At 68.1% G+C, this 14,711-nt stretch carries 12 protein-coding genes; all 12 read left to right on the top strand.

The window, feature by feature from the left end:
* The first annotated feature begins 40 nt into the window (after positions 1-40).
* A complete protein-coding gene (gene xylB, locus GGD89_RS11870; protein ID WP_184045493.1) occupies positions 41-1,537 on the top strand; it encodes a xylulokinase in 1,497 nt (498 codons plus the stop codon).
* Positions 1,538-1,548: 11 nt separating this feature from the next.
* Positions 1,549-3,030 (top strand): sugar ABC transporter ATP-binding protein, encoded by a 1,482-nt coding sequence (locus GGD89_RS11865; RefSeq protein WP_184045491.1) that lies wholly within the window; start codon positions 1,549-1,551, stop codon positions 3,028-3,030.
* A 57-nt stretch (positions 3,031-3,087) separates the two neighbouring features.
* On the top strand, positions 3,088-4,101 hold the full coding sequence (locus tag GGD89_RS11860; protein ID WP_184045489.1) for an ABC transporter permease: 1,014 nt from the start codon (positions 3,088-3,090) through the stop codon (positions 4,099-4,101).
* A gap of 49 nt (positions 4,102-4,150) precedes the next feature.
* Complete coding sequence (locus GGD89_RS11855; RefSeq protein WP_184045487.1) at positions 4,151-5,155, top strand: substrate-binding domain-containing protein; 1,005 nt, start codon at positions 4,151-4,153, stop codon at positions 5,153-5,155.
* 480 nt (positions 5,156-5,635) lie between these two features.
* Positions 5,636-6,520 carry a helix-turn-helix domain-containing protein gene (locus tag GGD89_RS11850; RefSeq protein ID WP_184045485.1) on the top strand — a complete coding sequence of 295 codons (885 nt, stop codon included), beginning with the start codon at positions 5,636-5,638 and terminating at the stop codon, positions 6,518-6,520.
* A 197-nt stretch (positions 6,521-6,717) separates the two neighbouring features.
* On the top strand, positions 6,718-7,635 hold the full coding sequence (locus GGD89_RS11845) for an ABC transporter substrate-binding protein (protein WP_184045483.1): 918 nt from the start codon (positions 6,718-6,720) through the stop codon (positions 7,633-7,635).
* Positions 7,636-7,708: 73 nt separating this feature from the next.
* Positions 7,709-9,211, top strand: a complete 1,503-nt coding sequence (locus tag GGD89_RS11840; RefSeq protein WP_184045481.1) for a sugar ABC transporter ATP-binding protein — start codon at positions 7,709-7,711, stop codon at positions 9,209-9,211.
* On the top strand, positions 9,201-10,187 hold the full coding sequence (locus GGD89_RS11835; protein ID WP_184045479.1) for an ABC transporter permease: 987 nt from the start codon (positions 9,201-9,203) through the stop codon (positions 10,185-10,187). The genes GGD89_RS11840 and GGD89_RS11835 overlap by 11 nt, the downstream gene beginning before the upstream one ends.
* A 36-nt stretch (positions 10,188-10,223) precedes the next feature.
* Positions 10,224-11,288: an alcohol dehydrogenase catalytic domain-containing protein gene (locus tag GGD89_RS11830; protein ID WP_221238438.1), complete on the top strand. Its 1,065-nt coding sequence runs from the start codon at positions 10,224-10,226 to the stop codon at positions 11,286-11,288.
* Positions 11,289-11,475: 187 nt separating this feature from the next.
* Positions 11,476-12,201: an SDR family oxidoreductase gene (locus tag GGD89_RS11825; protein ID WP_184045475.1), complete on the top strand. Its 726-nt coding sequence runs from the start codon at positions 11,476-11,478 to the stop codon at positions 12,199-12,201.
* 47 nt (positions 12,202-12,248) lie between these two features.
* A complete protein-coding gene (locus GGD89_RS11820) occupies positions 12,249-12,977 on the top strand; it encodes an SDR family oxidoreductase (protein WP_184045473.1) in 729 nt (242 codons plus the stop codon).
* A gap of 30 nt (positions 12,978-13,007) precedes the next feature.
* Positions 13,008-14,621, top strand: a complete 1,614-nt coding sequence (locus GGD89_RS11815) for an FGGY-family carbohydrate kinase (RefSeq protein ID WP_343058590.1) — start codon at positions 13,008-13,010, stop codon at positions 14,619-14,621.
* Positions 14,622-14,711: the final 90 nt, after the last annotated feature.

Here is a 14,711-nt window from a genome sequence, read left to right as displayed (position 1 = left end):
GCCCGAGACCACGTCAACGGACATCGCAGGATTGAGGACCATGTTTCTGGGACTGGATTGCGGCACACAGGGGACCAAGACCGTGATCGTGGACGAGGGCGGCACGATCCGTGGCGTCGGCCACGCCGCCCATGCCCTGATCGAAACCCCGTCCGGCAAGCGCGAGCAGGACCCCCGCTGGTGGGTCGAGGCGGCGATCGCGGCGTCACGCATGGCGATCCAGGACTCGGGCGTCGCCGGGGCGGACATCCGCGCCATGGCGGTGTCCGGCCAGCAGCATGGTTTGGTGGTGCTGGACGACGCCGGCACCCCCCTGCGCCCCGCCAAGCTGTGGAACGACACCGAGACGGCGGACCAGAACGCCGCCCTGTGTGCCCGCCTCGGCGGTCCGGAGACCTGGGAGGCGACGCTCGGCATCGTGCCCCTGACCGGCTACACGGTCTCCAAGCTGGCCTGGCTGAAGGAGACGGAGCCGGAGACCTTCGCGCGGCTCCGGTCGATCCTGCTGCCGCACGACTACCTCAACTTCTGGCTCACCGGGCGCCGGGTGGCCGAATACGGCGATGCCTCGGGCACCGCGTTCTTCGACATCCGCGCGCGCCGCTGGGCCGAGGACGTGCTGGCCCTCATCGACGGCGGCAGCGGACACCTGGCCCGGGCGCTGCCCGACCTCGTGGGGCCGGACGACGTGGTCGGCCCGCTGCGCGGCGAGGTCGCCGAGGCGCTGGGCCTGTCCACCGGCTGCCTGGTGGCGGCCGGTGGCGGCGACAACATGATGGGCGCCATCGGCACGGGCAACGTCCGCGAGGGCGTGGTGACGCTGTCCATCGGCACCTCGGCGGCGGCCTATTCCTACAGCGACACGCCCGTGACCGATCCCAAGGGGCGGGTGGCCGCCTTCTGCTCCAGCAGCGGCGGCTGGCTGCCGCTGGTCTGCATGATGAACGCCGCCGACGTGACCAGCCGGGCGGCGAGCCTGCTGGGCAAGGATGTCCGCGTCATCGACGAGGCGCTGGCCGAGAGCCCGCCCGGGGCCGGGGGGATCACGGTCCTGCCGTTCCTGAACGGCGAGCGCACCCCGGATCTGCCGCACGCCCGGGGCGGCATCCACGGCCTCACCACCGTCAACATGACGCCGGCCCACCTGCTGCGCGCCATGACCGAGGGCGTCACCTTCGGCATGCTGGCCGGCCTGACCCTGATCCAGCGCGGCCGCCCCCGCGAGTGCATCGTCCTCATCGGCGGCGGCGCCAAGTCCGCGCAATGGCGCCAGATGATCGCCGACGCCACGGGATCGCGGGTGATGGTCCCGCGCACCGAGGAAGGCGGCGCGCTGGGCGCCGCGTTGCAGGCGCATTGGGCCTGGGCCAAGGCTTCGGGCGCCCCGGTGGCCCTGACCGATCTCACCGGGCAGGCGGTGCGGATGGACGAGACCAAGACCTGCGCGCCGCGCGCCGCCGCGAAGCCGGCCTACGACGAGGCGTTCGCCCGGTACCGCCAGACGGTGCTCGACATCCACGGCGTCGACGTCATCTGAGGGAGGCGACGATGAGCGCTCCCCTGCTGTCCATGCGGACCATCCGCAAGAGCTTTGGCAGCGTGCACGCCCTGACCGACGGCAATCTGGAGCTGAAGCGCGGCGAGATCCATGCCCTGTGCGGCGGCAACGGCGCCGGCAAGTCGACGATCCTCGGCATCCTCATGGGGTTCACCCGCCCCGACGGCGGGGACATCCAGATCGAGGGCCAGCCGGTCCGCTTCGCCAACGCCCATCAGGCCCTGACCGCCGGCATCGCCATCGTCCAGCAGGAACTGAGCGGCGTTCCGCAACTGAGCGTGGCGGAGAACATCTTTCTGGGCGCGGCCCCCCGGCGCCACGGCTTCGTCGATTTCCCCACCCTGAACAGACACGCCGAGGACCTGCTGGCGCGGCTGGGCTTCGACATCGATCCCCGGGCGATGCTGGGCTCGCTCAGCGTCGCCTCCCAGCAACTCGTCGAGATCGCCAAGGCGCTGTCGCGCCAGGACGCCGACATCCTGATCTTCGACGAACCCACGTCGGCCCTCGGCGAGCGCGACACCCAGCGCCTGTTCGACGTGCTGCGCGACCTGGCGGCGGCCGGCAAGGGGATCATCTACGTCACCCATCGGCTGGCGGAGATCTTCACGATCGCCGACACCTTCACGGTGTTCAAGGACGGCGCGACCGTCGCAACGGGCAGGGTCGCCGACATCCATCGCGAGCGGCTGATCGAGCACATGATCGGCGGCACCATCGACGGCGAGTACGTCAAGGACAACGTGCCCGGCACGGACCCGCGCCTTCAGCTCCGCGCCCTCAGCCGGGCGCCCTGGTTCAGCAAGGTCGACCTGACCCTGCACGCGGGCGAGATTCTCGGCATCTACGGCCTGGTCGGCTCCGGCCGAAGCCAGCTCCTCGACACGATCTATGGGTTGGAGACCCCCGACGAGGGCGACATCCTCGTCGGGGGCATGCCCCAGCGCCCCGGCTCCGTGGGCGCGGCCCTGCGGGCCGGCATCTCCTACGTGACCGAGGACCGGGCCCGCAGCGGCCTCGTGCTGTGTGCCTCGGTGGGGGCCAACCTGTCGCTGTCGAAGGTCCGCTTCATCCAGCGCCTGGGGTTCATCGACGAGGCCGCCGAGAAGGCCGGCATCCTGGCTTCGATCCAGCGCATGGGCATCAAGACCCCCAGCCCGGACCAGATCGTGTCCAACCTCAGCGGCGGCAACCAGCAGAAGGTCGTGTTCGGCCGCTGCACCGCCGTTGCCCCGAAGGTGCTGCTGCTCGACGAGCCGACCCGGGGCGTCGACGTGGGCGCCAAGAAGGAAATCTACCGCTTCATTTCCGAGTTCGCCGCCGACGGCGGCGCCGTGCTGATGGTGTCGTCCGAGTTGGAGGAGATCATCGGCATGAGCGACCGCGTCCTGGTCCTCAAGCAGGGTCGGACGGTCGCCGAGTTCCCGCGGGACGAAACAACCCAGAAAGCCCTGATGATGGCGGCCGTCTGACCCGCACCCGGCCGGATCCGACCCCCACGACGCCCCAGCGAAGAGCGAGCATTCCCCATGTCAGGCACGACGCCAATCGCCAAGCCCACGTTTTCCCTCCAGAAGTATGGAATCGTCCTGGCCTTCCTCGGCCTGTGCGCGCTCGTCAGCCTGGTCTGCCAGATCAAGGTCATGCAGGGCGTCTGGCCGGTGAATGTCTTCCTCACCCTGAACAACCTGATGCTGATCCTGCATCAGATCTCGGTGAACGGCGTCCTGGCCGTCGGCATGACCTTTGTCGTCATCTCCGCCGGCATCGACTTGTCCGTCGGGTCGGTGCTGGCGTTCTCGGGCATGGTGGCCGCCTCGTTCGCCACCCGCTACACCGGCGTCACGGTCTGGAGCGACACCTACATGGTGCTCGCGCCGGTGACGGCGGCGCTGCTCGGCGGCGCGCTCTGCGGCGCCGTCAACGGCTGGATCATCAGCCGCTTCCGCATCCAGGCGTTCATCGCCACCCTGGGCATGCTGTTGGCGGCGCGCGGCATGACCATGGCGGTCACGGGCGGCAATCCCATTTCGGCCCTCAGCCCCGACTTCCGCTGGTTCGGAACCGGACGGCTGTTCGGTGTCGTCCCAGTCCCTGTGATCATCCTGATCCTGGTGTTCGCCGTGGCCTGGGTGATTCTGAACAAGACCGTGTTCGGGCGCTACGTCTACGCCGTCGGCGGCAACGAGAAGAGCGCCCGCACCTCGGGCATCAACACCCGGGCGGTGCTGATGTGGGTCTATGTGCTGGCCGGCTTTCTGTCGGGCCTGGCCGGCATCATCCTGACCGCCAAGACCGGATCGGCGCAGACCGCCGCCGGAACCTCCTACGAACTCGATGCCATCGCTGCCGTGGTCATCGGCGGCGCCAGCCTGGCTGGCGGCGTCGGTCGACTGACCGGCACGTTCTTCGGCGCCCTCATCATCGGTGTGATGAACAACGGACTGGATATTCTCGGCGTCGAAAGCTTCTACCAACTGATCATCAAAGGAGCCCTGATCGTCATAGCCGTCATTATCGACAGCAGACGCATGTCGCCATGACCCCGTGCCAATCCTGATGGAACAGCCACACAAGGGTGGAAAGACTCCGATGAAACGCTTTCTTTTGTCCACGATCGCCCTCGCCTCGACCCTGACGATCTCCACCGCCATGGCCGCCGAAACCGATCCGGTGCGGATCGCCGTCCTGATGTACGGAAACCGGGCCGAGTTCGTGCAGCTCATGGAGCAGTACGGCCGCGAGCATCCCGCCGTGGTCTCCGGTCAGGCCAAGCTGACCTACTACGACGGGCGCTATGATGCCTCGGTCCAGAACGACCAGGGCCAGATGGCGATCAACACCCTGCACGACGCCATCATCGTCAATCCGATGGATTACGAGGCGAACATCGACATCGTCACCAACGCCAACGACGCCGGGATTCCGGTGATCGTCACCAACGCGCGCCTGAACACCGACCAGATGACCTCGGAAGTCGTGTCCGACGACGTCGAGGGGGGCTACCTGGAAGCCAAGGCCGTCCTCGGTCAGCTGGAGTGCGCGGGCAACGTCGTCATCATCGAGGGACCGAAAGGCGGATCGGGCGAAATCCAGCGCGGCCAGGGCAACGAGAAGGCGATCGCCGAATGCCCCGAGGGCGCCGTCGCCGTCCTGGAGCGGCAGACGGCCAACTGGTCCCGGGCCGAAGCCCTGGACCTGATGCAGAACTGGCTGTCCAGCCATCCGGACCAGATCGACGGCGTCATCGCCCAGAATGACGAAATGGCCCTGGGCGCCATCGAGGCCATCCGCGCCGCCGGGCTGGAGGTCAACGACTTCGCCATCGCCGGCATCGACGGCGTGACCGACGCCCTGCGCGCCGTCAAGGCGGGCGAGATGACCTCGGTCCTGCAGGATGCGCGCGGCCAGATCCAGGGCAGCATCGACGTCGCCCTGCGCGCCGTGCTGGGCGAATCCTACGAACCGCAATCGATCATCTGGGACCAGTATGCCGGGGACCTCGACTGGGCCGATGGCCAGAGTGCCCGCTATGACATCCCCTGGACCGTGGTGACCGAGGACAATGTCGACGACCTCCTGGCCGACCGCCAGTAGCACGACCGCCGGCGGATGCGGGTGACTCATCCGCCGGACGGAGGGCCGACCACGCCCCCGAACGCAAGACCTTGGCGGCGATGAGCACCCCTCATCGCCGCTTTTGACGACCGGGACCCATGCCTGCGACTCGACGGCGGCGGAGATCGCGAACCGAGAGGCACGCGGCGATCCGCCGCGCGCATCCCGCGCCCGACCCGCCGCCGATGCACGGGGGACGCGTCCGCGCCGCCCTCCCCCGGCGGGTTCGACGACACAACCCCGCGCCGCCGCCCCGCTTCCGCCGCCCGCGGCCGCGTCTCGACCCGCGGCGACCCGGGAGAATATGCATTTTTTCACAGGGGTCGGTTAAAAAACTATCAGCGAACGGTCGCTGCCGGCGTGGAAACCGCGCGGCTCCTGTTGTTAAACTAAAGTGTAACATAAGAAGGAATACGGGACTGCGGTGAGAGTCCCGCGTGGGATGGAAGGGAAAGGTCCGTGCAGCCAGACCTGGAACTGGTCCACATCCGGAAGGGTGAATCCTTCGCCGCCTGGCATCACGGCTATCCGTTTCGCACGGTTCGCTGGCATTACCATCCCGAATACGAAATCCACCTCTTGGTGTCGACGTCTGGCAAGTTCTGCATCGGCGATTACGTCGGGGACTTCGCTCCCGGCCAGCTTGTCATGACCGGCCCCAACCTTCCGCACAACTGGATCAGCGACGTCCCGCACAACACCGTCGAGCCGCGACGCACGCAGGTCATCCAGTTTCCGGACTCCTTCATCGACGACACCCTGGACGCCATTCCGGAGATGGCGGCCTTCCGCCCCCTGCTGTCGCGCAGCCGGCGGGGCCTGCTGTTCGACAGGGAAACCAGCGCGGTCGTCGAACCAATGATGGGCGAGGTGATGGACGCCCGCGGCGTGAAGCGCGTGGCGCTTTTTTTCAGCATCGTCGACGCCCTCATTCGCGCGCCGGAACCGCAGGTCCTGGCGAGCCTCAACTTTCAGCTCAACATGGGAAAGGCCGAGAATGCCGCAATCAACCGTGCAATATCCTATCTGCGCGAGAACCTGACCGCGCCGGTGACCGAGACCGATCTGGCCGCCCTGACCCGGCAAAGCCCGAGCGCGTTCTCGCGATCCTTCAAACGGCACACCGGGACAACACTCGTGCGCTACAAGAATCAACTGCGCATCGATCTCGCATGCCAGTTGCTCCTGTCGGATCCTGAACTCCGCGTCGCTGACATCTGCTTCGACGTGGGGTTCTCGAATCTGTCGAACTTCAACCGTCACTTCCTGAAACTGAAAGGGATGTCGCCGTCACAGTTCCGCGTCACCTTCGCCGCCAACACTCTGGTGCGCATGACCGGATAACCGTTGACCGAACACACCGCCCTGTTGGCGCGACGGGTTTCACGCCCGCCGTGAACGGGTGAGGTGTGGCCATTCTTCACGCCCGTCCGGCCCGTCTCGGCCGACACGGCATGTTGCGACCCCGTCGTCCGGGGCCGCCCGACATGGCGGGTCCGTCGAGGCTTCCCGGACCGACTGTCTACAGCGGGAGGACTCCCATGAAGACCCTTTTGAAGACCGTCTCCGTCGTCGCCCTCGGGTTCGCCGCCTCCACGGCGCCGGCCATGGCGGCCGACGACACCCTGAAGATCGGCATGACGTTCCAGGAGATGAACAACCCCTACTTCGTGTCGATGCAGGAAGCCCTCAAGGAGGCCGCCGACTTCCTGGGCGCCGAGCTGGTCATCACCGACGCCGGCCATGACGTGGCCAAGCAGCTCTCCGACGTCGAAGACATGCTGCAACAGGATATCGACATCCTTCTGCTGAACCCGACCGACAGCGCCGGCATCGAAGCGGCCGTCCAGATGGCCAAGGACGCGGGCGTGATCGTCGTCGCGGTGGACGCCAACGCCAACGGCCCGGTCGACACCTTCGTCGGCTCCAAGAACCGCGACGCCGGATACATGTCCTGCAAGTACCTGGCCGATGAACTGGGCGGCGACGGCGAGGTCGCCATCCTGGACGGCATTCCGGTGATTCCGATCCTGGAGCGGGTCGAGGGCTGCAAGGCCGCGCTCGACGAATACGACGGCATCACCCTCGTGGACGTCCAGAACGGCCGTCAGGACCGGTCCGTCGCCCTCGGCGTGGTCGAGAATATGATCCAGTCGCACGGCGACCTCAAGGGCATCTTCTCGGTCAACGACGGCGGCGCCATGGGCGCGCTGGCGGCGATTCAGGGGTCCGGCCGCGACATCAAGCTGACCTCGGTGGACGGCGCCCCCGAGGCCGTCGACGCGATCGCCAAGGGCACGCCGTTCATCGAGACGACGGCCCAGTTCCCGCGCGATCAGGTGCGGGTCGGCCTCGGCATGGCGTTGGCGCAGTTGTGGGGCGCCCGCGTGGTGCCGGCGGAGGTGCCGATCGACGTGATGGTCGTCGATTCCAAGAACGCCGCCGACTTCGGCTGGTAACGGTCGCGGTCCTGGCCGCCCCCGTGCCTGGCGCGGGGGCGGCGCCTTTCCCTCGAACCGGTCGGGACGCGTCATGCTGGAACTGAACGGGATCAGGAAAAGCTTCGGCAAGGTCGAAGTCCTGCACGGCGTCAATCTCGACGTACGCGCCGGCGAGGTTCATGCCCTGCTGGGCGAGAACGGCGCCGGAAAGTCGACGTTGATGAAGGTGCTGTGCGGCATCATCAAGGCCAGCGACGGCACCATCAGGATCCATGGCGAGGACCGGCGGTTCGCCAATTACGACGAAGCCATCGCGGCCGGGATCGGCATCGTCTTCCAGGAATTCAGCCTCATTCCCTACCTGTCGGCGGTGGAAAACATGTTCCTCGCCCGGGAGATCAGGACCCGCCTCGGCTTCCTGGACCGCAAGGCCATGCGTCGCCGGGCGCGCGACATCCTGCACCGGTTGGGTGTGGACCTGCCGCTGACCGTGCCCGTGGCCAGCCTGTCCGTGGCCGAACAGCAGTTCGTGGAGATCGCCAAGGCGCTGTCGCTGGACGCGCGCATCCTCATCCTGGACGAGCCGACGGCGACGCTCACGCCCACGGAGGTCGAGCGGCTGTTCAAGGTCATCCGCGAGTTGCGCCGGAACGACGTCGCCATCGTCTTCATCTCGCACCACCTGGAAGAGATCTTCCAGATCTGCGACCGCATCACGGTGCTGCGCGACGGCGAGTACATCGGCACCTGCGACGTGGCGGATGTGGACAACGACCGCCTGGTCGAAATGATGGTCGGGCGGCGAATCGAACAGAACTTCCCGCCCAAGCCGGTCCTCGACCCCACGGCGCCCCCGGTGCTCGACGTGGCGGAAATCCAGCTCAAGCGTGGCGGGCCGGTCTCCTCCTTCACCCTTCGGAAGGGCGAGATCCTGGGGTTCGCGGGGCTGGTCGGATCGGGGCGCACCGAAACGGTGCTGGCCCTGCTCGGCGCCCACCCGGCGGCGCGCTGCCGGATGACCCTGGAGGGCAAGGCGGTGCGGTTCTCCGAGCCGGCGGACGGGCTCGCCCATGGCGTCGGGCTCCTACCGGAGAACCGCAAGGAGAAGGGCCTGATCACCAGCTTCGCCATCCTGCCCAACATCTCCATCAACAATTACGGGAAGTACCGCAAGAACCAGATCTTCATTGATTTGCGGAAGGAACTTGCCTGCACCAGGGACGCCATGACGCAGGTCCGGGTGAAGGCCAACAGCCCCAGGGATCGAATGGACACCCTCTCGGGCGGCAACCAGCAGAAGGTAGTGCTCGCGCGCTGGCTGAATCACGACATGAAGGTTCTCATTTTCGACGAGCCCACGCGCGGGATCGACGTCGGAGCGAAGGCGGAGATCTATCAGCTCATGCGCGACCTGACCGCGCGGGGCTGCGCCATCATCATGGTGTCCTCCGAATTGCCGGAAGTCCTCGGCGTGTCGGACCGCGTCTGCGTGTTCCGGGGCGGCGGGATCGTCGCCACAGTGGACGGCGACGACCTCACGTCAGAAAAGATCATGACCTACGCAACGACCGGAAAACTAGAAAATGTCGCATGATACGAACGCAAGCGCCACGGTCCAGACCTCGAAAGACACGGGCCTGAGTTTCGGTCGGGTGTTGCAGTCGCCGCTGGTGCTGCCGTTGGCCGGCCTGGTGGTCGTCTCGATCCTGATGGGGATCGCCAGCGAGAACTTCTTCAATATCTCAAATATCTTCAATGTCCTGCGGCAGGTCTCGATCATCGGCATCCTGGCGGTAGGCATGACCTTCGTCATCCTGACGGGCGGGATCGACCTGTCCGTCGGGGCGGTCATGGCGCTGGCCGGCACCATCTGCGCCGGGCTGATCGTCCACATGGGCATGCCGGGCGTCGTCGGCCTCGCCGGCGGCCTGCTGGTGGGGCTCGGCTTCGGGCTGTTCAACGGCGCCCTGGTGGCCTGGGGGCGCATGCCGGCGATCATCGTCACCCTGGCGACCATGGGCATCGCCCGGGGGCTCGGCCTGATCTATTCCGGCGGCTATCCGATCAGCGGCCTTCCCAGCTGGATTTCCTGGTTCGGCATCGGCCGCATCGGCGACGTGCCGGTCCCGGTGATCCTGATGGTGATCATCTACGCCGTCGCCTGGGTGCTCCTCCAGCGCACGCCGTTCGGCCGCCACGTCTACGCCATCGGCGGCAACGAGACGGCGGCCCGCCTGTCGGGCGTGAAGACCCAGCGGATCAAGCTGGCCATCTATGCCATCTCGGGGCTGACCTCCGCCTTCGCGGCAGTGGTCCTGACCGGGCGGCTGATGAGCGGCCAGCCCAACGCGGGCGTCGGCTTCGAACTGGACGCCATCGCCGCCGTGGTTCTGGGCGGCACCGCGATCGCCGGCGGTCGGGGCCTGATCCTCGGCACCCTGATCGGCGCCATCCTGCTGGGCATTCTGAACAACGGCCTGAACCTGGTGGGCATCAACCCGTACCTCCAGGACGTCATCAAAGGATTCATCATTCTGCTGGCCATCTACATCGGACGTGAATGGCGCTGATCGATGACCAACGGTCCAACGGAAAGGACTCTTCACATGGACATGACGGCAGTCGTTTGCCACGGTCCCAAGGATTATCGCATCGAGACGATCCGGCGGCCGGAGCCAAAGGACAAGGAACTGCTGGTTCGCGTCGGCGCCTGCGGGATCTGCGCGTCGGACCGGAAGTGCTGGTCGGGCGCCGGCATGTTCTGGGACATCCCCTGGGTCAAGGCCCCCGTCGTCGCCGGCCATGAGTTCTTCGGCTTCGTCGAGGCCGCCGGCCCGGGCGCGGAAGAACACCACGGCGTCGCGGTCGGCGACATGGTGATCGCCGAGCAGATCGTGCCCTGCGGCACCTGTCGCTACTGCCGCGACGGCCAGTACTGGATGTGCGAGCGGCACGACATCTTCGGCTTCCAGCGCGGCGTGGCCGACGGCGGCATGGCCGAGTACATGATCTATCCGGCCAACGCGCGCGTGCACAAGATGCCGGCCGACCTGCCGCTGGAGGACGCCGCCATCGTCGAGCCGCTGGCCTGCGCCATCCACGCGGTGGAGCGCGGCACCATCGGCTTCCGCGACGTGGTGGTCATCGCCGGCACCGGGCCGATCGGCCTGTTCATGGTGCAGGTGGCCGCCCTCCTGACGCCGAAGACGCTGGTCGCGGTCGACCTGTCCGACGAGCGCCTGGCCCTGGCCAAGCGGTACGGCGCCGACGTCTGCATCAACCCGTCGCGGGACGACGCGATCCAGGTCGTCAAGGACCTGACCGACGGCTACGGCTGCGACGTCTACATCGAGGCCAGCGGCGCCCCCGCCGGCGTGACGCAGGGCCTGCAAATGGTCCGCAAGCTGGGTCGTTTCGTGGAATTCTCGGTCTTCGGCAAGGAGACGAGCGCCGACTGGTCGATCATCGGCGACCGCAAGGAACTCGACATTCGCGGCGCGCACCTCGGCCCGCGCGCCTACGAGGTGGCCATCGACCTGCTGGCCCGGGGCAAGGTCACCTCCGACGGGATCGTCACCGACACATACGCGCTCGGCGACTGGGAAGCGGCGTTCGAGCGGTCCGCGACCATGGAGGCCGTCAAGGTCCTGCTGGTCCCCGGAACGGCCTGATACCGGCCACGGACGTCACCGGTCATGGTCCATGACCGGTGGTCTGACGCCAACAGTGACTGGAGACCGCCGCGCGGCCGGTGCCGCCCGGCGGAGGGGTCGGTGCGTCCACCGCCAGCCGCGCGCGAGCCTTCGGGACGCGGCGGCGGCGCACCACACCCGGCCCGAAGAGCATGTGAGGAGCATCATGGGAGTCGCGGGACCATCCATCATCATCACCGGCGCGGGAAAGGGCATCGGACGGGCCACCGCCCACCTTCTGGCCGAGCGTGGCGCCCGGATCGTGGCCCTGGGCCGAACCCCCGACGGGCTTGAGGACCTGCGCACGGAGATCGGCGCGCACCCCATCGTCGTCGATCTGGCCGACCCGGCCCAGGCACGGGCGGCGATCCGGGAGGCCGGTCCCTGCGACGGCCTCGTCAACTGCGCCGGCATCAACGTGCTGGAACGCGTGCTGGACATGACCGACGCGGGCTACGAGGCCGTGCTGGGCGTCAACCTTCGCGCGGCGCTGGTCTGCGCGCAGGAATTCGCCCGCATGCGGGTGGCGGCCGGCGGCGGCGGTGTGATCGTCAACGTCACCAGCATCGCCGGGCATCGCGGCTTCCCGGACCACGTCTGCTACGCCGCGTCCAAGGCGGGCCTGGAGGGGGCCACGCGCGTCATGGCCCGCGAACTGGGGCCGCACGGCATTCGCGTGGTCGCGGTCGCGCCCACGGTGACGATGACCGCGCTCGCGGTGGACGCCTGGAGCGACCCGGCCAAGAGCGAACCGATGATGGCGCGTCATCCAGCCGGGCGGTTCGCCGAACCCGACGACGTCGCCCGCGCCATCGCCATGGTGCTGGGGGACGACGCCGCCATGGTAACCGGCTCGGTCCTGGCCGTCGACGGCGGCTTCCTCGCCGTGTGACGCGCGCGACCAGCGTTTCATGAGATCTCGGAACAAAGGACACGGAGATGGGCGAGAGCCTGACGGGTAAGACGGCGGCGGTGACGGGCGCGGCCTCCGGCATCGGGTTGGCCTGTGCCAGGGCCATGCTGGACGCGGGGGCCACGGTGGTCCTGATCGACCGCGACGAGGATACGCTCCGGGACCTCAGCCAGGCGTGGGGACCGCGGGCGCACCCGCTGACGATCGACCTGCTCGACGGCGCGGCGGTGTCGGCCCTGCTGCCCCGCATCCTCGATCTCGCCGGCGGTCTCGACATCCTGCACGTGAACGCGGGCGCCTACGTCGGCGGCGCGGTCGCCGACGGAGATCCGGACGTCTGGGACCGGGTGCTCGACCTAAACACCAACGCCGCGTTCCGGTCGGTGCGGGCCGTGCTGCCGCACATGATCGAGCGGAAAAGCGGCGACATCATCTTCACCTCGTCGGTCGCGGGCGTGGTCCCGGTGATCTGGGAGCCGATCTACACCGCCTCGAAATTCGCCGTGCAGGCGTTCGTGCATGCCACCCGCCGCCAGCTCATCGAGCACGGCGTGCGCATGGGCGCGGTCTTGCCCGGCCCGGTGATCACCGCATTGCTGGACGACTGGCCAAAGGCCAAGATGGACGAGGCCCTGGCCGCGAAGTCCCTGATGGAGGCCAAGGAGGTCGCGGACTGCGTGATGTTCATGGTGACGCGGCCGCGCGGGGTGGTCATCCGCGATCTGACCATCCTGCCTCATGGCCTTGACCTGTAACCGCCGTAGCGACGAAAGGGAGGACGATCCGTGACCCAGGTCTTCATGGGCATCGATGTCGGAACAAGCAGCGCCCGCGCCGGCGTCTTCGACGCCTCCGGCACGCTGTTGGGCACCGACAAGCGCGACGTCACGGTCCATCACGCGCCGGGGTCGATCGTGGAGCAATCGTCGGCCGAGATCTGGGCCGCCGTCTCGGCCGCGGCCCGGGGGGCGATCCGGAAGGCCGGCGTCGATCCCGCCGCCGTCGCCGGCGTGGGTTTCGATGCCACCTGCTCGCTCGTCGTCCTCGGGGACAACGGCGCGCCGCTCCCCGTGGGGCCGAGCGAGGATCCGGACCGCAACATCATCGTCTGGATGGATCACCGCGCCATCGACCAGGCCGAGCGCATCAACGCCCTGGGACACCGCGTGCTCGACTATGTGGGCGGCCGCATCTCGCCCGAGATGGAGACGCCCAAGCTGCTGTGGCTGAAGGAAAACCGCCCCGAGGTGTTCGGGACCGCCTGGCAGTTCCTGGACCTGACCGACTACCTGACCTGGCGCGCCACCGGAAGCCTGGCGCGCTCCATCTGCACGGTCACCTGCAAGTGGACCTATCTCGGTCATGACGCGCGCTGGGACGAGAGCTACTTCCGCGCCGTCGGCCTGGGCGTGCTCGCCGACGAGGGGTTCACCCGGATCGGCACCGAGGTGGTCGATCCCGGCACCCCGCTTGGCGCGGGGCTGACCGCCGAGGCCGCCGCCGACCTCGGACTTGCCCCGGGCACCAGGGTCGGCGCCGGCCTGATCGATGCCCATGCCGGCGGGATCGGCAGCGTCGGCGCCGAGGGCGGCGGGGGACCCCAGGACAACCTCGCCTATGTCTTCGGAACCTCCTCCTGCACCATGACGACGACCGCCGATCCGGTCTTCGTGCCCGGTGTCTGGGGACCCTATTACTCCGCCATGGTGCCGGGGGCCTGGCTGAACGAGGGCGGCCAGTCGGCGGCCGGCGCCGCCATCGAGCAACTGTTGCGGTTCCACCCGGCGGCCGGCGAGGCCGGCGCGGCGGCGGCGGCGGCGGACATGTCCCTGCCGGGATGGCTCGCCGATCGCGCCCTGGCGCGGGCGGGATCGACGGCGGCGGCGGCGCGGCTGGCCGATGGGGTGCACGTGGTGCCGGAGTTCCTGGGCAATCGCGCGCCCCACGCGGATCCGCACACGCGCGCGGTGATCGCCGGGCTGGGGATGGACGCGGACGTGGACACCCTGGTCGCGCTCTACGTCGCCGGGATCTGCGGTCTCGGATACGGGCTGCGGCAGATCATCCAGACCCAGGCGGACAACGGCGCGCGCATCAAGACGATCGTCATCAGCGGCGGCGCGGGGCGCAGTGACCTCGTGCGGCAGATGCTCGCGGATGCCACCACCGTGCCCGTGGCCGCGCCGGCCACGGAGGAGCCGGTGCTCCTGGGCTCGGCGATCCTGGGCGCGGTGGCGGCGGGCGCGTTCCCGGACATGCCGGCCGCCATGGCGGCGATGTCCTCCAATGCCTCGGTCTACACACCGGCGACGGGGGCCTTGCGCGCCTATCACGACCGGCGCTTCGACCTGTTCGAGGCGTTCCAGGCCCTGGCGCGCGACGCCGCCGTTCGCGCCTAGAGTAATCCGAGATCAAGTTGGGCCATAGCCGGAATGCCGCATATAGCTGCTGCACTCTGTTGGCATAACTTTGTCGAGCGCTTCTTTCAG

The organism is Roseospira visakhapatnamensis (assembly GCF_014197915.1).
GTDB lineage: Bacteria > Pseudomonadota > Alphaproteobacteria > Rhodospirillales > Rhodospirillaceae > Rhodospira > Rhodospira visakhapatnamensis.
This window is presented reverse-complemented; position numbering and strand designations above follow the sequence as displayed.

Excerpts from the sequence above, each read along its gene's own strand:
- GGD89_RS11820 (WP_184045473.1), top strand. The coding sequence starts at position 12,249 with ATGGGCGAGAGCCTGACGGGTAAGACGGCGGCGGTGACGGGCGCGGCC.
- GGD89_RS11830 (WP_221238438.1), top strand. The coding sequence starts at position 10,224 with ATGGACATGACGGCAGTCGTTTGCCACGGTCCCAAGGATTATCGCATC.
- GGD89_RS11860 (WP_184045489.1), top strand. The coding sequence starts at position 3,088 with ATGTCAGGCACGACGCCAATCGCCAAGCCCACGTTTTCCCTCCAGAAG.
- xylB (WP_184045493.1), top strand. The coding sequence starts at position 41 with ATGTTTCTGGGACTGGATTGCGGCACACAGGGGACCAAGACCGTGATC.
- GGD89_RS11855 (WP_184045487.1), top strand. The coding sequence starts at position 4,151 with ATGAAACGCTTTCTTTTGTCCACGATCGCCCTCGCCTCGACCCTGACG.
- GGD89_RS11840 (WP_184045481.1), top strand. The coding sequence starts at position 7,709 with ATGCTGGAACTGAACGGGATCAGGAAAAGCTTCGGCAAGGTCGAAGTC.
- GGD89_RS11825 (WP_184045475.1), top strand. The coding sequence starts at position 11,476 with ATGGGAGTCGCGGGACCATCCATCATCATCACCGGCGCGGGAAAGGGC.
- GGD89_RS11865 (WP_184045491.1), top strand. The coding sequence starts at position 1,549 with ATGAGCGCTCCCCTGCTGTCCATGCGGACCATCCGCAAGAGCTTTGGC.
- GGD89_RS11835 (WP_184045479.1), top strand. The coding sequence starts at position 9,201 with ATGTCGCATGATACGAACGCAAGCGCCACGGTCCAGACCTCGAAAGAC.
- GGD89_RS11845 (WP_184045483.1), top strand. The coding sequence starts at position 6,718 with ATGAAGACCCTTTTGAAGACCGTCTCCGTCGTCGCCCTCGGGTTCGCC.